General features: G+C 72.1%; 17 protein-coding genes. 10 read left to right on the top strand and 7 right to left on the bottom strand.

Annotated features, from left to right (window positions below):
- Positions 1-89: 89 nt before the first annotated feature.
- Positions 90-1070, bottom strand: coding sequence for an SCO0930 family lipoprotein (locus tag AB0L89_RS05995; protein ID WP_365134973.1), 981 nt, complete (start codon positions 1068-1070; stop codon positions 90-92).
- Between the two features lie 303 nt (positions 1071-1373).
- On the opposite strand from AB0L89_RS05995, the gene AB0L89_RS05990 reads away from it, so the two are divergent.
- On the top strand, positions 1374-1892 hold the full coding sequence (locus AB0L89_RS05990) for a hypothetical protein (RefSeq protein WP_365134970.1): 519 nt from the start codon (positions 1374-1376) through the stop codon (positions 1890-1892).
- Positions 1893-1906: 14 nt separating this feature from the next.
- Positions 1907-2671 carry a hypothetical protein gene (locus AB0L89_RS05985; protein ID WP_365134967.1) on the top strand — a complete coding sequence of 255 codons (765 nt, stop codon included), beginning with the start codon at positions 1907-1909 and terminating at the stop codon, positions 2669-2671.
- A gap of 36 nt (positions 2672-2707) precedes the next feature.
- Here the strand turns inward: AB0L89_RS05985 and AB0L89_RS05980 are convergent, their stop codons facing one another.
- Positions 2708-3475 (bottom strand): polyprenol monophosphomannose synthase, encoded by a 768-nt coding sequence (locus AB0L89_RS05980; protein WP_365134964.1) that lies wholly within the window; start codon positions 3473-3475, stop codon positions 2708-2710.
- A gap of 185 nt (positions 3476-3660) precedes the next feature.
- On the opposite strand from AB0L89_RS05980, the gene AB0L89_RS05975 reads away from it, so the two are divergent.
- The 4 genes from AB0L89_RS05975 to AB0L89_RS05960 all read left to right on the top strand — a co-directional run bounded on the left by AB0L89_RS05975 (position 3661) and on the right by AB0L89_RS05960 (position 6755).
- On the top strand, positions 3661-3873 hold the full coding sequence (locus AB0L89_RS05975) for a hypothetical protein (RefSeq protein WP_365134961.1): 213 nt from the start codon (positions 3661-3663) through the stop codon (positions 3871-3873).
- A gap of 298 nt (positions 3874-4171) precedes the next feature.
- Positions 4172-5491: an alpha/beta hydrolase-fold protein gene (locus AB0L89_RS05970; RefSeq protein ID WP_365134958.1), complete on the top strand. Its 1320-nt coding sequence runs from the start codon at positions 4172-4174 to the stop codon at positions 5489-5491.
- A gap of 3 nt (positions 5492-5494) precedes the next feature.
- The gene (locus tag AB0L89_RS05965) at positions 5495-6040 is read left to right on the top strand and encodes an MmcQ/YjbR family DNA-binding protein (protein WP_365134955.1); all 546 of its coding nucleotides are present in this window, start codon (positions 5495-5497) and stop codon (positions 6038-6040) included.
- A 190-nt stretch (positions 6041-6230) separates the two neighbouring features.
- On the top strand, positions 6231-6755 hold the full coding sequence (locus AB0L89_RS05960; RefSeq protein ID WP_365134952.1) for a hypothetical protein: 525 nt from the start codon (positions 6231-6233) through the stop codon (positions 6753-6755).
- A 178-nt stretch (positions 6756-6933) separates the two neighbouring features.
- On the opposite strand, the gene AB0L89_RS05955 is transcribed toward AB0L89_RS05960, so the two are convergent.
- On the bottom strand, positions 6934-7425 hold the full coding sequence (locus AB0L89_RS05955) for a hypothetical protein (protein WP_365135595.1): 492 nt from the start codon (positions 7423-7425) through the stop codon (positions 6934-6936).
- A 350-nt stretch (positions 7426-7775) separates the two neighbouring features.
- Here AB0L89_RS05955 and AB0L89_RS05950 point away from each other — a divergent pair, with 350 nt between their 5' ends.
- A complete protein-coding gene (locus AB0L89_RS05950) occupies positions 7776-8456 on the top strand; it encodes a class F sortase (protein ID WP_365134949.1) in 681 nt (226 codons plus the stop codon).
- A 57-nt stretch (positions 8457-8513) separates the two neighbouring features.
- On the opposite strand, the gene AB0L89_RS05945 is transcribed toward AB0L89_RS05950, so the two are convergent.
- Together AB0L89_RS05945 and lysX are read right to left on the bottom strand one after the other, a co-directional pair.
- Positions 8514-9374: a polysaccharide deacetylase family protein gene (locus AB0L89_RS05945; protein ID WP_365134946.1), complete on the bottom strand. Its 861-nt coding sequence runs from the start codon at positions 9372-9374 to the stop codon at positions 8514-8516.
- Positions 9375-9476: 102 nt separating this feature from the next.
- Positions 9477-12770, bottom strand: coding sequence for a bifunctional lysylphosphatidylglycerol synthetase/lysine--tRNA ligase LysX (gene lysX / locus AB0L89_RS05940; RefSeq protein WP_365134943.1), 3294 nt, complete (start codon positions 12768-12770; stop codon positions 9477-9479).
- Between the two features lie 211 nt (positions 12771-12981).
- Between lysX and AB0L89_RS05935 the strand changes: the two genes are divergently transcribed.
- Positions 12982-13443: a universal stress protein gene (locus AB0L89_RS05935; RefSeq protein WP_365134940.1), complete on the top strand. Its 462-nt coding sequence runs from the start codon at positions 12982-12984 to the stop codon at positions 13441-13443.
- Here AB0L89_RS05935 and AB0L89_RS05930 read toward each other — a convergent pair.
- Positions 13427-13969, bottom strand: a complete 543-nt coding sequence (locus tag AB0L89_RS05930; protein WP_365134937.1) for a hypothetical protein — start codon at positions 13967-13969, stop codon at positions 13427-13429. The two genes, AB0L89_RS05935 and AB0L89_RS05930, sit on opposite strands and share 17 nt — an antisense overlap.
- A gap of 76 nt (positions 13970-14045) precedes the next feature.
- Between AB0L89_RS05930 and AB0L89_RS05925 the strand changes: the two genes are divergently transcribed.
- The gene (locus AB0L89_RS05925; protein WP_365134934.1) at positions 14046-15404 is read left to right on the top strand and encodes a PLP-dependent aminotransferase family protein; all 1359 of its coding nucleotides are present in this window, start codon (positions 14046-14048) and stop codon (positions 15402-15404) included.
- Between the two features lie 129 nt (positions 15405-15533).
- Positions 15534-16979, top strand: coding sequence for an amino acid permease (locus AB0L89_RS05920; protein WP_365134931.1), 1446 nt, complete (start codon positions 15534-15536; stop codon positions 16977-16979).
- A 39-nt stretch (positions 16980-17018) separates the two neighbouring features.
- Here AB0L89_RS05920 and AB0L89_RS05915 read toward each other — a convergent pair whose 3' ends face one another.
- Positions 17019-18650 carry an extracellular solute-binding protein gene (locus AB0L89_RS05915; protein WP_365134928.1) on the bottom strand — a complete coding sequence of 544 codons (1632 nt, stop codon included), beginning with the start codon at positions 18648-18650 and terminating at the stop codon, positions 17019-17021.
- Positions 18651-18685: the final 35 nt, after the last annotated feature.

The following is an 18685-nucleotide window of genomic DNA, read 5'->3' as shown; positions in this document are numbered from 1 at the left end:
CAAGTGCCTTCTCCCACACCACGGACCGGCCCGTCCCCTCCCTGTGATATGGGAGGGAACGGACCGGTCCGTCCGTGCGCCGAGGTCGATTACCTGGCGACGCCCACCGGTTTTCCTTCCGGGCTCGCGGCATACCAAGTTCCGGCCACTCCTTGGCCGTTGGTGTCGCCGGGCTTCTTGTCGCCGGAGAAGGTGTACAGCGGCCAGCAGTCGATCGTCTGCTGCTTCTTGCCGTCGGGGCGGTCGAAGACGACGAACCCCTTCTTGAGGATGCCCTTGGTGTCGTTCTTGCCGACGGGGGCCACCACGGGCCACTTGTCGAGGCAGGCGCCGGTGCACGCGGACTTCATCGGCCAGGCGGAGTCCTTGGTGAAGCGGTAGACGGTCATGCCGTTCTTGTCGACGACGATCTCGCCGAGCTTCGGGTCCTTGCGGGTGGACAGGCCCGCCGGGTCGACGGGGGTGGCGTCGGCGGTCGCGGGCGCGGCCTTCTTGCCGTCGGGAGCGGCGGCGTACCAAGTGCCGCCGACGCCCTGCCCCTTGGCGTCGCCGGGCTTGGTGTCCTGCGCATAGCGGTACATGGGCCAGCCGTCGATGGTGAGCTGCTTGGTGCCGTCGGCGTTGGTGACCTCGCCGAGCAGGGACTCGTCGACGCCCGGCGCGGCCTTGGCGCCGTCGGCGGCCACGGCGGGCCAGGCCTTCAGGCAGGCGGCGTCACAGGCGGACTTGGGGGGCTGCGCGGTGTCCTTGTCGAAGCGGTAGAGGGTGAAGCCCTCGCTGTCGGTGACGACCTCGCCGAGCTTCTTGCTGTCCCACACCGAGAGCTGCCCGGCGGACTTGGCCTTGGCCCCCGCGCCCTTGGCCGCGTCGCCGGAGTCCGCGCCGTAGCCGTCGTCGGATCCGTACCCGTCGGCCGCGGCGGGCGCCTGGTTCCCCACGCTCTGCCCGTTCGGGGACTGCTCGCCCTTGTCCTGGCCGCACGCCGTCGTCAGTGCGAGAAGGGCCGCAGCCGCCGCTACGAGCGAGGCGCTCCGCCAGGCCCGGGGGGAACCCCCTGATACATGCCGCATGTCCAACTCCCGCTGTCGACTGAGATGTTGTGGCGCCCTGTTGCGTCACACATGGCCCTAGGTACGAGTGGGAACGGCCGCCGCGTTCAACGGCTCCGCAAGATTCTTCGCGCGGCACCGCACCGCGGGGCACCGCATGGATTCGGCCACGCCCGGGGGCGTACGCCGTCAAACGAACGGCACCGGCATCTCCTTCCTTCGGGTCAATCGGGGGCGACGGCGGCGTACGGGGCGCGCGGGCCGCCCATGCTCTCCGTCGTGCACGGATCTCCACGGGCGATATCGCCCCTTGTCACACGCGTCTTGGTACTCCTGGCACTGGCTCTGGCGCTCGGCTCGTCGTCGGCCGCGGGCGCGGCCCTCGCCGACAGCTGCGCGTACGCCTCGATCGACGGGAACGGCTCCGCGGGCGGCGGCACGGTGGCCGTCGCGGGGGACGGCGCCCACTGTCACGCCGGGCCCACGCACCGCCCGAAGCCGCCTCCCCCGCCACCGCCGCCGCCCCCGCCGCCCAAGGCGAAGAAGCCGCCCCCGCCCCCACCGGCACCCGCTCCCCCGCCGTCCCCCGCGCCACCGCCACCGCCCGCACCCGCCCCGCCGCCCCCGCCGGCGGCGACGCCGACCCCGCCGCCCAAGGCACCTGCCCACCGGCCCAAGGCACCCGTTCACCGCAGAGCGAGCAAGCCGCCGCCCGTGACGTACCCGGCGTATCACGCGCCGCCGCGCAAGCCGCCGCACCGCAGCGGCCCGTCCCTCGTCTCGCTCACCCTGCTCATCACGGCCCCCGCGGTGTTCGCCGTCGCCGCGCTGCGCCCCCGCTGACCGCCGGAGGTCTCATGTCGGAATGGCTTGTTCTCACCCTCGCGATGGCCGCCGCCTGCGGTGTCGTGCTGCTCGTGACCGTGCTGCGGCACCGCAGGACGGGCGCGGACTACGACGCGTCCGAGACGCCGGACGTCATCGAGTACATGACGATGATGATCGGCGTCGTCTACGCCATCGTCCTGGGCCTCGCCATCGCGGGCGTCTGGGAGGGCCGCAGTTCCGCCCAGGAATACGTGCGCGTGGAGGCCCAGGCGCTGCACGAGGTCTCGGAGCGGGCGCGGGTCTACCCGGACGACGTCCGGGACCGCATTCGCACCGATGTCCACGCCTATGTCAGCCATGTCGTCACCACGGAGTGGGACACCATGGCCACCAAGGGTGAACTGACCGACCGGGGCGCGCAGTTGCTCGCCCGTGTGCGGCACGACGTCACCGACTACCGGCCGAAGTCGGACTTCGAGGCGCAGGCGTACCAGCCGCTGGTCGACCAGGTGGCGGTCGCGGACGACGCGCGCGGGGCGCGCGAGGACAGCGCGGGGGCGACCATGCCGGGCGTGGTGTGGTTCGGCCTCATCGCCGGCGGTCTCGTCACCATCGGCATGATCTTCGCCCTGCAGATCCGCCGCACCGCGCGCGAACTGGCCCTCGCCGGGCTGTTCTCCGCGCTGTTCGCGTTCCTGCTGTTCCTCATCTGGGACTTCGACGCGCCCTACAGCCGGGGGGTCGCGGCCACCGCGGAACCCTTCCACGCGCTGTTCCCGGGGATCGGGAGCTGATCGGGAGCAGCCCGGCGGCCGGGGCGCGGGGAGCCGTCAGCTCCGGGTGCCCCGGCGGCCGAAGCGCAGCCTCCAGGGGGTGATCGCCGACTCGGCCTGCACCCGCAGGCTGAGCTTGGAGGTGCCGTTGACCCGCTCCTCGAAAGTGATCGGCACCTCGACGATCCGCAGGCCCCGGCGGACCGCCCGGTGGTTCATCTCGACCTGGAAGGAGTAGCCGTTGCTCCGCACCGACGGCAGGTCGACCGCCTCCAGCGCGCTGCCCCGCCACGCCTTGAACCCGGCCGTGGCGTCCTTGACGCCGAGCCGCAGGACGGCGTTGACGTAGAAGTTCGCCCAGGCCGAGAGCGCCTTGCGATGCCAGGCCCACTCCGTGGCGAGCGCGCCGCCCGCCACATAGCGGGAGCCGATGACGAGCGCGACGCCGTCGTCCGCCAGCAGGGTGCGCACCATGAGCGGCAGCGTCTCGGCCGGGTGCGAGAGGTCGGCGTCCATCTGGACCACCACGTCCGCGCCGTCGGCGAGCGCGCGCGTCATCCCGGCGACGTACGCGCGGCCGAGCCCGTCCTTCGTGGTGCGGTGCAGGACGGCGACGGTGCCGCCGGACGCCTCCGCGATCCCGTCGGCGATGTCACCCGTTCCGTCGGGCGAGCTGTCGTCGACGACGAGAACGTGCAGTCCGGGCAGGCCCAGCGCGGTGAGCCGGGCGACGAGGAGCGGCAGGTTCTCGCGTTCGTTGTACGTGGGGACGACCACCACGACCTTCGCGAGGGCCGCCTCAGCGGCCCGGGACGCCTGTTCCACGTTGATTCCCCCGTGCGATTCTCCGTGCGGTCGGCACCACAGTACGACAGGGATCTTGAAATGCCGTCAACGCCCTTCGCCGCAGGGGCCGTTGACGGGCGACCGGCGCCGCGCCAGGGGATCCGTCACCGGCATTGGCCGTGAACCGTGCTGCGCCGCGCCCGCGCTCGGCGCACTCTGGTCGCATGGCCTGGCAGACACCGATCGTCGTCCACCCGCCCGCCGCCGACGGCGGGCGGCGGGTCACCGTGCGCGGCCGGGACGTCGGCGTCGCCCACGGCGACCTCGACCTCAGGCAGCTCCTGCGGCGGGCGGGACTCGGCGAGGCCGACATGGCGCTCGACGACCCGCACCTCGTCGAATGGCGCGGCGGTCCCCACGTATGGACGGGTGCGTAGGCCGCACGGAGACGGACGGGTGCGTAAGCCGCACGGAGACGGACGGGTGCGTAGGCCGCACAGGGACGGACCGGCACCGGGCCACACGGAAGGCACCGACCCGAATTGCGGCATTCATCATGCTTGCTAGGGTTTGCACTGAGCGGGCAGATGGTGCGTTCAAGTCCACCCAGCTCCACTGCGCGGGGCTGTAGCTCAAGGCAGAGCGGTCCGCTCACCTACCTCCCTGGGGGCCGGCCGTCTGGCCGGCCCCCAGTCCGTGCCACACCGAACGGCACCGAACGGAACGGGGACGCGCGTGGAGCGGTTGCCGACGGCCGCCGGGCCGCTGGACTGGTCGCTGGTCGACGGCGCGGTGCCGCTCGTCGTACGGATCCTCGGCTGCGCGGCACTCGCCGCGCTCCTCTTCTCGCGCGACCTCCGCTGGTGGACCCGGCTCCTGCCGCTCGCCGTGGTCGCGGCGGCGCTGCTCACCCTCCTGGTCAAGCTGACGGTCGACGACTGGTGGCAGCCCTTCCCCGACAAGCTCCCCAGCGATGTCGTGCTGTGGATCGGCGTCGCGCTCCTCGGGGTCTGCCTGGCGCTGTTCCGGATGCCGACGCTGCGCTGGCGGGGCCGCGCGGGGGCACTGCTGTCCGGCGCGCTCGTCGTGGTCCTCGGCCTGTCCGAGGTCAACATCCACTACGACAACTACCCGACCCTGCGGACCATGCTCGGCCCCCAGGGCACTGTCAGCCTCAAGGACGCCACCGGCAAGAAGGAGCCGGTCCTCGACGTGCCGAAGGGCACGGCGCTCTCCGAGGTGTGGAAGGCCCCGGCCGGGCTGCCCGCCAAGGGCACGGTGTCGACCGCCCCGGTCCCGGGCACGAAGTCGGGCTTCAAGGCGCGCGACGCGTACGTCTATCTGCCCCCTGCCTATCGCGCCTCCCCCAGACCCCTCCTGCCCGTCCTCGTCCTGATGGCGGGCCAGCCGGGCTCACCGCAGGACTGGATCACCTCGGGCCAGCTGCCGGACATGATGGACGACTTCGCCGCCGCGCACGCGGGCCTCGCGCCGATCGTCCTGGTGGTCGACCCGCTGGGCTCCCCCTTCGACAACCCGCTGTGCATGGACTCCGAGCTGGGCAAGGTGCAGACGTACCTCGCCGAGGACGTGCCCGCCTGGGCGGCCGGTCATCTGCAGGCGGCGACGGGCCGCGAGCACTGGGCGGTCTCCGGACTCTCCAACGGCGGCACCTGCTCCCTGCAGATGGCGGTCAACGCGCCGCAGCGCTACGGCACCTTCGTCGACATCTCCGGTCAGGACGAACCGACGCTCGGCAGCCGCAAGAAGACCGTGGACGCGGCGTTCGGCGGCGACGAGGCGGCGTTCGAGAAGGTCAATCCGATGGACGTGATGGCCCGGGAGAAGTTCCCCGACACCGCCGGCACGTTCGTGGCGGGCACCGACGACTCGACGTACCGCCCGCAGGCCCTCAAGGTCTACGCGGCGGCGCGGAAGGCCGGCATGAAGGTCCGGCTCGTCGAGTTGCCCGGCGGCCACAGCTGGCAGGTGTGGCGACCCGGCCTGCAGAAGCAGCTGCCGTGGCTCGCGTCGCACATCGGTCTGACACCCTGAGCCATGACTACCGTGACGCAGCTGCGCAAGGCCGCCCTCGCCCTCCCCGAGGTCGAGGAGGGCACCCACTTCGGCATGGTCGCCTTCACCGTCCGGGGCAAGAGCTTCGCCTCGGTGACGAAGGACGGCCGGGTCCAGCTCCGCCTGCCGGACGACGAGGCGGAGGCCGCGGTGGCGGCGCACCCCGGCGGTGAGCGGCTCCTCCGGGGCGGTACGCCGATCGGTTTCCGCGTGCCGCTGGCCGCCGTCGACGGCAAGGAGCTCAACGCGCTCGTCCGGGCTGCGTGGTTCGGTCGCGCCCCCAAGCGGCTCGCCGCGGCGCTGGGCGCCGCGGAGGCGATGGCGGACGTCCCGGGCGGTGACCTGCCCGCGGGCATCGGCAGACCGGCGACGCGGGCGCTGTGCGGCGCGGGCCTGACGACGCTGGAGCGGGTGGCCGCCATCTCGGCGTCCGACCTCCTGGCGATGCACGGGGTCGGCCCGAAGGCCGTGCGGATCCTCGCCGAGGAGCTGGACCGGCGGGGGCTCGGTCCACTCCGGGAGTCCTGACACACCGTCGGGGTGCGCCGGGCGCGGCGCGCCGGGCCGTTCCCCTGTCCGGCCCACACCATTGCCCCGTTCGCGCGACACCGATCGCGACCGCGGGGATCCATCCCTAGCGTTTCGGGCATCGAGGTGCATTTCAGGCGTCAGCGGAAGAAGGTCCGCAGCTGCTCCTCGGGGACCCGGAGGATCCACCATGCGCGCGATACGTGTCGCTTCGGCCGCTCTGCTCACCGCCACCGCCCTGACCCTCACGGCCCCGACCGCCTCGGCGGCCGTCACGGGCGAGGAGAACGTGACCGCGTTCGGCTTCAGCGTCTCCCCCACGACGATCGCCGCGGGCGGCACGGTCACCCTCAACGTCGACGGCTGCGACGGCGACACGAAGGTCACCTCCGGCGTCTTCGACGACACCACCATCCCCAAGGGCCAGAAGTCGGCCACCGCCCAGGTGTTCTGGGACGCCAAACCAGGTGCGATGTACGAGGTGACGTTCACCTGCAACGGCAGCAACCCGGGCAGCGACAAGACCGACCTGACCATCGCCACCGGCCGCCCGGACGGCGGCCACACCGTCCACAAGGGCGTCAAGGCGGGCATCGGCGGCAGCCTCGGCGGGCTCGACCTGCACGAGATCGCCCTCGGCAGCGCGCTGATCCTGGGCGCCCTCGGTACCGCGTACTACAAGACCCGCCGCCGCACCGGCGAGGACAACTCCTGACCGGCCCTCGGCAGCGCCTCGCCCCCGGGACGTCTCCGGTCCCGGGGGCGAGGCGCGTCACGCACCGTGCGAAGTCACGCACCGTGCCGGGTCACGCGCCGTGCGAGCGTCGCGTGCCGTGCGAGCGGAAGGTGCCGGGCGCGGCTCGGAAGGGGGACGCGCCGGCCCGGCGCGCTGCTCAGACCCTGTTCTCGGCCCTGCGGCGCATCCAGAACACCCCGCCACCGACCACGGCGGCGGCCACGAGGGCGCCGCCGATCGCCATGTCGGTGCTGGTCGCCCCGGTGGTCGAGCTGCCGCCGAGGCCACCGCGGACACCGCCGTGGATGACCGTGAAGGCGGCGGGCCGGGTCAGCTCCTTGCCGCCGCACATGGCGGTGATGTCGTACGCGCCCGGCGTGGCGTCGGCGTTGATCGTCGCGGTCGCGCTCGCCGTGCTGCCGCCCGGGATCGCCTGGAGGCTCGTCTCCGGGAAGGCGGGCGACTTGACCTTCCCGCCGGACTGGCACGACGTGCCGTCGACCGTGACCGTCAGGTGCCCGCCCCTCGGGATCACGCTGGGCATCGCCACGATGTTGGTCGGGTCGGCCCACGCGGACGCGGCCGGCGCGGCGAGCCCGACCGCTCCGACGGCCGCGGCGGCGACCGCGAGGGCACGAGTGGTCCGCATACGGGAAGTACGCATGGCAATCCTCCGCGGAAGACGCCCCGGGGCTACCGTCCCCGGTCGATCGGCGAGAGAGCGCCTCCCAGACTGACCCTCAGATGCCGTGCGCGGGCCCGCATTTCGGCTATCGGCCGTACCGGTGAGACGACACGCCGAGAGGCGTGTGCGCGATGCGCCATCGCCGCAGGTCACGGACCGTCAGAAATTTCCTGCCGGGGGCGACTCGGATGGCGCACCCGCGCCGGGCCGCCACCCGTTCGCTCCCGCCCTTTCGCACGCCGCGCGCCCCGCGCTTAGCGTTTTCGTACGCGCAACGGACGCGGTGCGCATGCCGCGTTGAGAGGGGATAGAGAATGCCTTCGTCCCATCCGGCCGATGAGTTCGACTTCCAGGATTTCCAGGAGGAGGAAAAGCCGAAGAAGCGCGCCCCGTGGGGTGTGATGGCACTCGTCCTGCTGACCGGACTCGCGCTCATCCGCAACGGTTCGGGGGAATTCGACGTGGGCCCGCCGCAGCCCGCCTCCGCCGCTGCCGCCGGCCGCGCGCCCGACGCCGTCCCCGGCGCCCCCGCCCCCCTGGCGTTCTCGCCGGCCGAGCGCGTGCGCATCAAGGGCATCCAGGTGGACGCCCCGATCATGCCGGTGGGCCTGGACGCCGAGGGGTGGGTGGACGCGCCGCCGCCCGAGGACCCGAACCTCGCGGGCTGGTTCACCGGCGCCGTCTCCCCCGGCGAGAAGGGCACGGCGGTGGTGGTCGGCCATGTGGACAACCAGCAGGGACCCGCGGTCTTCTACGGCCTCGGCTCGCTGAAGAAGGGGAATCACGTCGAGGTCACGCGCAAGGACAAGAAGACGGCGATTTTCCAGATCTACGGCATCGAGGTCTTCGAGAAGGAGGGTTTCCCGGGCAAGCGGGTCTACGGAAACGCGGGGACTCCCGAATTGCGCGTCATCACCTGCGGCGGCGGTTTCTCGAAGCAGTCCGGGTACGACGGGAACGTCGTGGTGTTCGCCCGCCTGGTCGCCGTGCGCTGACACACCGAACGGACGGGCGAACGCCCCGGACCCCGACGCGGCCCGGACCCGGGCGACTCAGACCATGGCGCGGCTGGGCACCGTGATGCGGTAGCCGGAGTCGAGCAGCTCCGGGAGGTACTCGCGCAGGGCGGTGACGCTGCCCGAGCGGTCGCCGCCCGCGTCGTGCGAGAGCACCACGACGCCCGGTCCGGCCCCCGCCCGTACGCGCCGCACGATGGTCCGCGCGCCCGGCTCGGTCCAGTCGAGGGTGTCGACGGTCCAGGCCAGCGGCTCCATGCCGAGGTCGGCGCCCAGCTGGAAGGCGTTGCGGTTCCACGCGCCGTAGGGGGCACGGAACCACTCGGGGGGATCGCCGGTCGCGTCCTCGATGACGTCGCAGGTGCGCTCGATCTGGTCGCGCATCGCGGTCCGGGCCAGGCGCGGCAGCAGCGGATGGCTCCAGGTGTGGTTGCCGATCACATGGCCGTCGTCGGCCATCTCGCGCAGCAGGTCCTTGTTGTCGACGGCCATCTCGCCGCACACGAAGAACATCGCGCGGACGTCGTGCCTGCGCAGGGTCCGCAGGATGTGCGGGGTGTAACGGGGGTCGGGCCCGTCGTCGAAGGTCAGCACCATCGAGCGGTCGCGGCCCGGCATGCGCAGGATCGGCGCCTTGCGCACGCGGGGCAGGGCGCGGGCGGCGCGCTGGGGTCCGTATCCGGCGATGGGCTGGAGGCGGTACGCGGAGGGCTTGAGGGCGCGCGCCGCCTGCGGGCCCGCGGCTGGCACTCCTGCGGTGGCGGTGGGTCCGGGGGCCGTGGGTCCGGGGGCGGCCGACCGGTCCATGCCCGCGCAGCCCGCCGTGGCGGTCAGGCCGAGGACGGCGGCGGCGCGGAGCAGCACCCGGCGCCCTGGAGTCAGCTGATCGTCTTTCATGACTAATCCGTCGCATGGCCGAAGGCCACGGCGGAAACACCGACACGGAGCGGCCCCCGAAAGCACCCGTTCAGACGCGGCGGACCGGCCCGGGGCGGCCGGTCAGACCCGGCGGACCAGCGGGAAGGGCAGCGTCTCGCGGATGGTGAGGCCGGTGAGGAACATGACGAGCCGGTCGACGCCGATGCCGAGGCCGCCGGTGGGCGGCATCGCGTACTCCAGGGCGTCGAGGAAGTCCTCGTCGAGCTCCATGGCCTCGGGGTCTCCCCCGGCGGCGAGCAGCGACTGGGCGGTGAGGCGGCGGCGCTGCTCGACGGGGTCGGTCAACTCCGAGTACGCGGTGCCCAGTTCGGTGCCGAAGGCGACGAGGTCCCAGCGCTCGGCCAGCCGGGGGTCGGTGCGGTGCTGGCGGGTCAGCGGGGAGACGTCGGTCGGGAAGTCCTTGTAGAAGGTGGGCAGCTTCGTCCTCTCCTCGACGAGCCGCTCGTACATCTCCAGGACGACGTCGCCCCGGCCGTCGTCCGCGGTGTACGGGACGTCGGCGCGGTCGCAGAGGCGGTGCAGGGCCTCCGTCGGCGTGTCGGCGTCGACCTCCTCGCCGAGCGCCTCGGAGAGCGCGCCGTAGACGGTCTTGACCGGCCAGGGCCCGGAGATGTCGTGCTCGACGCCGTCCTTGTGCGCCACCGCCCTGCCGAAGGCCGCGGTCGCGGCGCCCTGGATGAGTTCGCGGGTGAGGTCGAGCATCACGTCGTAGTCGGCGAAGGCCTGGTAGGCCTCCAGCATCGTGAACTCGGGGTTGTGCTTGTAGCTGACGCCTTCGTTGCGGAAGGTGCGGCCCATCTCGAAGACCTTCTCCATGCCGCCGACGCAGAGCCGCTTGAGATACAGCTCGGGGGCGATGCGCAGGTACAGGTCGAGGTCATAGGCGTTGATGTGGGTGGTGAAGGGGCGGGCGTTGGCGCCGCCGTGGATCTGCTGGAGCATCGGCGTCTCGACCTCCAGGTAGCCGCGGTCCAGCAGGCCCTGGCGCAGTGCCTGCACGGCGGTGGAGCGGGCCCGGACGACGTCGCGGGCGCCGGGGCTCGCGACCAGGTCGAGATAGCGCCGGCGGACCTTGGCCTCGGGGTCGGTCAGTCCGCGGCGCTTGTCGGGCAGCGGGCGCAGGCACTTGCCGGTGAGGCGCCAGTCGGTGACGAAGACGGTGAGCTCGCCCTTGTCGCTGGTGCCGACGGTGCCGGTGGCCGTGATGTGGTCGCCGATGTCGGTACCGGCGGTGAAGCGGTCCAGGACGTCGGCGCCCGAGGTGTCGCGGGTGAGGGCGAGCTGGCGGTCGCCGGACCAGTCGCGCAGCACGACGAAGACGACGCCGCCGAAGTCGCGTACGAGCAAGACGCGGCCCGCGACCGTGACCTGAGTACCCGTCATGCCCGTTGTGATGGAGGCGAGTTCGTGCGTGCGCGGGGGAAGGCCCACCGGGTAGGGGTCGATGCCCGCGGAGCGCAGGCGGTCGAGTTTGCGGTGCCGGATCCGGATCTGCTCCGGGAGCCGGGAGGAGGGGTCGGCGTCGGCGTCGCCGTCCTGTCCGGCGAGGCCGAGCGCGGCGATCGACGGGAGGCCCGCGGTGGTCACGGGCTGGGTGACGCCCCGGGTCTTGTGGCCCTTGCCCCAGAGCTTGCGCAGGGACGGCACGGAGACGAAGCCCTCGGCGATGCCGGACGCCAGGCTGATGCGGGCGAGCGCGCCGCTGTCGCCGTAGCAGATGAAGCGCGGGTACCACTCGGGGTGGTACTTGGCGTTGGAACGGTAGAGCGCCTCGAGCTGCCACCACTTGGAGAAGAAGAGGAGCAGCTTGCGCCACAGCCGCAGGACGGGTCCCGCGCCGATCCGGCCGCCCTCCTCGAAGACCGAGCGGAACACGGCGAAGTTGAGGGAGATGCGACGTACCCCGAACTTGGCCGCGGAGGCGCACAGTTCGGCGACCATGAACTCCATGACGCCGTTCGGCGCGCTCCGGTCACGGCGCATCAGGTCCAGCGAGATGCCGTCCCTGCCCCAGGGCACCAGGGAGAGCAGCGCGAGGAGTCTGCCGTCGGCGTCCAGGGCCTCGACGAGCAGGCACTCGCCGTCCTCGGGATCGCCCAGGCGGTCCAGGGCCATGGAGAAGCCGCGCTCGGTCTCGGTGTCCCGCCAGGCGTCGGCCTTGTCGACGATCTCCTCCATCTCCTCGTCCGTGAGGGTGGAGTGGCGGCGGATCCGGGCGGTGGCGCCGGTGCGGCGCACGCGGTTCACGGCCTGGCGGGTCACGCGCATGTCGCGCCCGTCCAGGTCGAAGTCGGCGACGTGCAGGATGGCCTCGTCGCCGAGTTGCAGCGCGCCGAGTCCGGCACGGGCGTACGCGGTGGCGCCGTCCTCGGAGGCGCCCATGACGGCGGGCTGCCAGGCGTACCGCCGGGCCACGTCCTGCCAGGCGCCGATCGCGTGCGGCCAGGCCTCGCGGTCGCCGACGGGGTCGCCGCTGGCCAGGCAGACGCCGGCCTCGACGCGGTAGGTGACGGCGGCCTTGCCGCTGGGCGAGAAGACGACGGCCTTGTCGCGCCGGGTGGCGAAGTAGCCGAGCGAGTCCTGGTCCCCGTACACCTTCAGGAGCGCGCGGATGCGGGGTTCCTCGTCGCCGTGCAGCGCCGCTTCCATGCGCTGGGAGCGGAAGAGCGTGGCGGCGGCGTTCAGGAGGGCCAGTGCGCCGAACAGGCCGAGCCAGAAGTAGAGGGCGCGCGGCGGGGTGCCGTCGAAGTAGTCGTGGCCGTGGATCAGCCCGCCGCAGACGCGGTTCGCCGCCCACAGCAGGCGCTCGCCGCGCGGCAGCGTGCCGGGGAAGAGCTCCACCAGGCCCCAGCCGAGGAGGATCGCGACGCCGAGGCCCGCGGCGAGCACGGCGATCGCCCGCCGGACGGCGCCGCGGCGGGAGTCGGCGGAGAACTCCTTGCGGGCCATGAGCAGCAGCACGAAGGCGATGCCGCAGATGACGAAGGAGGGCAGCGACTCCGCCCAGAAGCCGAGGGCGGCGCCGAGCACGTCGAAGGCGAGGAGCAGGCTCAGGTAGGTGACGACGAGCCACCACGCGACCTTCTTGCGGGCGGCGGTCGCGGCGGCGAGCAGGAAGAGGAAGACGGCGTACGCGAGGTTCGCGCTGACCGGGACCGTGATGAGGTCCAGGGCGTCGACGACGGGGCGCAGGAGGCGGCGGAGGGGGGCGATGACCGCGAGGACGGCACAGAAGATGCCGAGGGTGCCGAAGAAGGCGGCGAACCCTTCGGGCACTCGGCTGAGGAATCCGCCGCGCGGGCGTATCCGGCCCGGCGGGTCTTGTGCGTCCGGCTCCTCCGTGGTGACCGTCATGGGTCGACTCTAGGAACTGCTCGGCCGCGGCGCTCGTCGAGACTGCGGCGGGCGCCTGCTTCGTCACTTCGGCGGGCGCCCGCTTCGTCGGCACCCGGCACCGGAGGGTGTGCCCGCCCGCGACGGGAGGAGGAGGACGCCCGCCCGCGACGGGAGGGGGAAGGAATGCCTGCCCACAACAGGAGGGGAGCTCTCCGCTAGCCTCTGCGGCGTGAGTGAACATCAGTCCCAGCAGTTCGAGCGCGGTACCGACGGGCCCAAGGTGATCGTGGTCGGAGTGGATGGCTCCGATTCATCGCTGCGGGCCGCGGCATATGCCGGAGGCCTGGCCCGGCGGCAGCGGGCCCTGCTCGCCGTCGTGTACATCCAGCCGGTGATGGCCGCGGGCGCCGCGCTCGGCGCCCCGGTCGCCGAGACCACCGACGAGATCGCCGAGGGGCTGATCACGGAGATCCGGGACGCGGCCGAGCGGGTGAAGGACATATTCGACGTCCGGTGGGAGTTCCACACGTTCCGCGGCGACCCCTACAACGGTCTCGTCACCGCGGCCGACGAGCTGAAGGCCGACGCGGTGGTCGTCGGCGCCTCCGAGCAGGCGGGGCACCGCATCGTCGGCTCGGTGGCCGTGCGCCTGGTGAAGGCGGGGCGCTGGCCGGTCACCGTCGTCCCGTGACGAGATCGTCCACCGTCAGGACGAGGGACCCCCTGGGCGCCATGGCGAGCATCGTCGCCGCGGCCAGGCCGCTGAAGACGGAGTAGACCAGCGGCGCCTGGGGGCCAACGAAGACGAACATCGAGAGGCCGAAGACCGCGAGCAGCCCGGCGCTCAGCCAGGCCGACCAGCGCAGCGCCACCCCGAGCAACAGAGCGAGCCCGAGCCCGAGTTCGGCGACCGTGCCGCCGACGGCGGCGGCCCGCAGCGCCCGGCCCGAGAGGTAGGGCGTCAGATCGTGGGTGCGGCCCACGAAGGTGTCGAAGGTCCCCCAGGCCACGGAGCCGGTGCCGGCCTCTCCCCACAGTCCGAAGCGGTCGGCGACCGCGGAGAGGAAGGCGGCGGCGAGCGCGACGCGCGCCACGACGGTGACGACGCGCCAGGCCGTGAGGCTGTCGCCCGTCCCGTGGACCAAGAGGCGCAGCGCCCGCGCCGGCCACGGCCCGGCCGACGGCGCATCCGGTGAATTCGCTTGCTGTGAAGTCATGTCGGGACCGTAGGTTCGGCCTTTCGTGCTGGTCCACCATCATGGACCAGTCCACGCTCCCTACAGTGGACCAGTCATGGACCTGCATCTGAACCTCGACTCCTCGCTGCCGCTGCGGGTCGCGGTGGAGGACGCGGTGCGCACGGCGATACGGGGCGGCCGGCTGCGCCCGCCCGACCCGCTGCCCTCCACCCGCGCCCTCGCCGCCCAACTCGGCGTCGCCCGGGGGACGGTGGTCGAGGCGTACGCGCAACTGGCCGCCGAGGGCTGGCTGATCACCCGGCAGGGCGCGCCCACGCGGGTCGCCCGTGACGGGGGCGGTCCGCCGGGCCCGTCCCCCGCCGACGCACCGCCCGCCCCCGGCCCCTCGGTGCGCTGGGACCTGCGTCCGGGCGTGCCCGACACCTCGCTCTTCCCCGGCCGGTCCTGGGCGGCGGCCGTACGGGCGGCGACGCGCGCCGGTCCCGACGCGTTCGGCTACGGCGATCCCCGGGGCCGCCCCGAGCTGCGCACGGCGCTCGCCGACTATCTCGGCCGGACCCGCGACGTCGTGGCCCGGCCCGGCCGCACTCTGGTGACCAGCGGCTTCGCGGACGGTCTCGCGCTGGTGGCCGAGGCGCTGCGCGAGCTGGGGCTGCGGGACATCGCGATGGAGGACCCCTGCCTGGACGTCCACCGCCGTGTCGTCGCCCGCGCCGGGCTGACCATCCATCCCGTGCCGGTCGACGACGACGGCATCGACCTCACCGCGCTCGCGGCCACGCCGGCCCGCGCGGTCCTGGCCACCCCGGCCCACCAGTTCCCGATGGGCGTCACCCTCAGTCCCGTGCGCCGCAGGAAGCTCCTGGAATGGGCGCGGCGCGTGGACGGCTATGTCGTCGAGGACGACTACGACGGGGAGTACCGCTTCGACCGCAGGCCGGTCAGCGCCCTGCAGGCGCTGGATCCGGCCCGGGTGGTCTACGGCGGCACCACCTCCAAGACCCTCGCCCCGGCGATGCGGCTCGGCTGGCTGGTCCTGCCGCCGCGGCTGTGCCGGCCCGTCGTCGACCGCGTGGCGCGCCAGCAGGTGCCGCCGCTGGATCAGCTGGCGCTGGCCCTGCTGCTCCGGGACGGGACGTTCGACCGGCAGGTGCGCCGCACGCGCGGCGAGTACCGGGGCAGGCGGGACCGGCTGATCGCCGCCGGGCTTCCGCTGACCGGGATCGCCGCCGGGCTGCACGCCCTGCTGTCGGTGCGGGACGAGGACGCGCTCGTCGCCGCGGCGCGCGAGCGGTCCATGGCACTGCTGGGTCTCGGGCCGTTCTGGCACGGGCCGCGCCGGGCCCAGGGCCTGATCGTGGGGTACAGCCGCCCGCCGAGCGGGGCCGCCCGCGCCGCGCTCGACCAGCTCATCGCACTGGTGGAGGGCCACACACCGGGCCCGCGCCGCTGAGGCAGTCGGGTGTACCCGGCGCCGTGCCGGGGACAAGGGGTGTGGCGTCTTCCGTCGCGGGCACGGCTGGGCCATCATGATCCGCCATCGGCCGACTGCGGCGTCCGCGAATGCGAAGAGGTGGAGCTCATGGCGGGACTCCGGATGGGACAGGGCGTACTGCGCCGCAAGCCCATCGAGCGCATCGACGAGAGCGAGGCGGGCTCGGGCGGCGGACTCGCCCGGTCGCTGGGGCTGTGGCAGCTCACCGCGATCGGTGTCGGCGGCATCATCGGCGCCGGCATCTTCACGCTCGCTGGCACCGTCGCGAACGAGAAGGCGGGCCCCGCGGTCCTGATCTCGTTCCTCATCGCGGGCGTCGCGAGCGCGGCGGCGGCGTTCTCGTACGCCGAGTTCGCGGGCATGATCCCGAAGGCCGGGTCGGCGTACACCTACGGGTATGTGGTGCTCGGCGAGCTGGCGGGCTGGTTCATCGGCTGGGACCTGCTCCTGGAGTACACGGCGATCGTCGCGGTCGTCGCGATCGGCATCTCCGGCTACTTCAACTTCCTCCTCAACGACATGGGCGCCGAACTGCCCACCTGGATGCTGGGCGCGCCCGGCACGGGCGACGGGCACCGGGTCGACCTGTTCGCGGCGCTGCTGTGCCTGCTCATCGCGTATCTGCTGACGCTCGGCATCAAGAACGCGGCGCGCTTCGAGATGGTCGTGGTGGTCCTGAAGGTCCTCGTCGTGCTGGTCGTCATCGGCGTCGGGTTCTTCCACGTCAATACCGGCAACTACGAACCGTTCTTCCCGTTCGGGGTGAGCGGCGCGTTCACGGGCGCGGCGACCGTCTTCTTCGCGGTCTTCGGGTACGACGCGATGAGCACCGCCGCCGAGGAGTCCAAGGACGCCCAGCGTCACATGCCGAAGGCGATCCTCTACTCGCTCGCGATCTCGATGGTGCTGTACGTCCTGGCGTGCCTGGTGCTCACCGGCATGCAGAGCTACACGGACATCGACCCCGAGAGCGGGTTCTCCAGCGCGTTCAAGTCCGTGGGCCTCGGCGGGCTCGCCGACGTCATCGCCGTCGGCGCCATCATCGGCATCCTCACCGTGATGTTCACCTTCATGCTGGGTGTCACGCGTGTGTGGTTCTCGATGAGCCGCGACGGGCTGCTGCCCAAGTGGTTCGCCAAGACGCACGAGACGCGGCACGTGCCGACGCGCGTGACGTGGATCGTCGGGTTCGCGTCGGCCGCCATCGCCGGGTTCCTGCCGATCGGCGAGGCGGCCGAACTCACCAACATCGGGATCCTGCTGGCGTTCGTCGTGGTGTGCGTCGCGGTGATCGTGCTGCGCTACAAGCAGCCCGGTCTGCCGCGCACCTTCCGCTGCCCCGGCATGCCGGTGGTCCCGGCACTCGGGGTGATCTTCTCCATCTGGCTGATCACGTTCCTGGAGTGGCAGACCTGGGTGCGGTTCGCCGTCTGGTTCGTGATCGGCCTCGTCGTCTACTTCGGGTACTCGTACCGCAAGTCGGAGCTGGCGAAGTCGGGGGCGGCCGACGCGCCGCGGGACACCACCGGGTGACGCGCGGCTCCGCGTGAACGCGGCTCGGAGTGATGGGCCTCAGGAGCTCTGCTCGATCGACTTCTGGTACTCGCGGGCCATCTGCTCCAGGCCCTTGTTCTTCCACTCGGCCCAGAACGGCTTCCACTCGCTGAGCTTCCTGCGCCCGCTGACGATGTCGTTGACCAGGTCGGTCGCCTCGGTGGACATGCGCCCATAGTGCTGGGTGTAGGCGTCCGAGTAGTGACCGACCGTCGGGTTGCGCACCGCGGTCGCGAGGAGCTTCTGCTCGGCGGCGTAGACGTCCTTGACGTCCTGGACGCGGTCGGTTCCCGGGAAGCTGGAGGCGATGATCGCGAACGGTGAGGTCGTCGACGTCATCAGGCCGCTGTAGAGGCCCTCGACCTGCTGCTTGCCCTGCTTGGTGCGGCTGGGGAAGCCGTTCTTGTCGTACGTGAAGTCCTCGCCCTCGGTGCCGTACTCCAGGAACTCGCGCTCCTTGCTGCCGAACGGCGCCGCCAGGTAGTCGAGGACGCGCAGCAGCATGCGCACCCGCTTCTCGTCGCCCTTCTTGATGGCGGTGTAGCCGATGGTGCCCAGGTGGTAGTGGTGGTTGGGCCTGTTGCCGCCCGCGCCGAAGGGGATCAGGATCTCGGCGGCGAGCCCGGGGTCCTGGACGCGGGTGTCCTTGCGGGCGTTGAAGGGGTTGGCGAAGACACAGGCGCCGATCGCGCCCTGCGCCATCTTGATGTAGGCGTCGGCCATCTTGGGGTTGCCCGGGTAGAAGACGCCCGCCTTCTTCAGCTTCAGGACGAAGTCGAGGGCCGCCTCGTACTCGTCGGTGTCCTGGAACCAGGTGAGCGAACCGTCCTTGTTCTGCCGCCACTTGTTCGGCGCGCCGAAACACTGGCTGAGCACACTGGCCGCGTTGACGTAGATCGGCTCAAGGGCCCAGGTCTTGCCGCCGGTGACCTCCTTGCACTTGGCGAGGAACTCCTCGGGACCGGCGGACTGGATGCCGTCCGCCTTCTCCCAGACGTTCGGGTTGCCGCCGTAGACCTGGCCGAGGGCCGGGTAGGGCACGGGCGCGCCCCAGATCTTGCCGTTGACGACCGCCGTCTTCCAGTGGGCCGGGGTCATCGCGGCGAGGTTCGGGTACTTCTTGACGGCGTCGCCCGAGACGAGGTCGGTGATGTCCGCGCACTTGGCCTCGAGGAGTTCGGCGATGTGCTGGATGCCCTGGTTGGGCGGGATCCACAGCAGGTCGGGCAGGTCGCCGCCCGCGACCGTCGCGGAGAACTTCTCCTCGTAGCCCGGGTCGGTGCCGAGGATGGCGGTCAGCTCGACGCCGAGTTCCTTGTCGAGCTTCTCCCAGTAGGCGTTGGAGTCCTTGGGCGTCGGCGGCTGGGTCCAGATCTCCGTGAGCATGGTGATCTTCGAGCCGTCGCCGGGCGTCTTCGCGACGCTGCGCACCAGGTCCTTGGGGTAGGAGAGGAATCCGGCCGACAGGCCCTTCGCGTTCGGCGCGAGGTCCGGCTTGACCTTGCCGAAGGGGACGTACGACGGCAGCTTCACCTTCGCGGACGCCGCTTCGCCCGTCTTCTTCGCGGCCGAGCCGCAGCCCGTCAGGGAGGTGGCGGCCGCGCCCGCGGCGACCGCGGTGGACAGGCTCAGGAACGTGCGTCGGGACATGCCAGGCATGGGAATCTCCGCGGGTGAGGTCGGGA

The organism is Streptomyces sp. NPDC052114 (genome assembly GCF_040680155.1).
In the GTDB taxonomy this organism is placed as follows: Bacteria; Actinomycetota; Actinomycetes; order Streptomycetales; family Streptomycetaceae; genus Streptomyces.
Note: the sequence above shows the minus strand (reverse complement) of the source record. Positions and strands in the feature narration are given on the sequence as shown.

Bases quoted from the DNA above. Each gene is read 5' to 3' on its own strand.
- AB0L89_RS05995 (WP_365134973.1), bottom strand. From the start codon at position 1,070: ATGCGGCATGTATCAGGGGGTTCCCCCCGGGCCTGGCGGAGCGCCTCG.
- AB0L89_RS05985 (WP_365134967.1), top strand. From the start codon at position 1,907: ATGTCGGAATGGCTTGTTCTCACCCTCGCGATGGCCGCCGCCTGCGGT.
- AB0L89_RS05975 (WP_365134961.1), top strand. From the start codon at position 3,661: ATGGCCTGGCAGACACCGATCGTCGTCCACCCGCCCGCCGCCGACGGC.
- AB0L89_RS05965 (WP_365134955.1), top strand. From the start codon at position 5,495: ATGACTACCGTGACGCAGCTGCGCAAGGCCGCCCTCGCCCTCCCCGAG.
- AB0L89_RS05960 (WP_365134952.1), top strand. From the start codon at position 6,231: ATGCGCGCGATACGTGTCGCTTCGGCCGCTCTGCTCACCGCCACCGCC.
- AB0L89_RS05955 (WP_365135595.1), bottom strand. From the start codon at position 7,425: ATGCGGACCACTCGTGCCCTCGCGGTCGCCGCCGCGGCCGTCGGAGCG.
- AB0L89_RS05950 (WP_365134949.1), top strand. From the start codon at position 7,776: ATGCCTTCGTCCCATCCGGCCGATGAGTTCGACTTCCAGGATTTCCAG.
- AB0L89_RS05945 (WP_365134946.1), bottom strand. From the start codon at position 9,374: ATGAAAGACGATCAGCTGACTCCAGGGCGCCGGGTGCTGCTCCGCGCC.
- lysX (WP_365134943.1), bottom strand. From the start codon at position 12,770: ATGACGGTCACCACGGAGGAGCCGGACGCACAAGACCCGCCGGGCCGG.
- AB0L89_RS05930 (WP_365134937.1), bottom strand. From the start codon at position 13,969: ATGACTTCACAGCAAGCGAATTCACCGGATGCGCCGTCGGCCGGGCCG.
- AB0L89_RS05925 (WP_365134934.1), top strand. From the start codon at position 14,046: ATGGACCTGCATCTGAACCTCGACTCCTCGCTGCCGCTGCGGGTCGCG.
- AB0L89_RS05920 (WP_365134931.1), top strand. From the start codon at position 15,534: ATGGCGGGACTCCGGATGGGACAGGGCGTACTGCGCCGCAAGCCCATC.
- AB0L89_RS05915 (WP_365134928.1), bottom strand. From the start codon at position 18,650: ATGTCCCGACGCACGTTCCTGAGCCTGTCCACCGCGGTCGCCGCGGGC.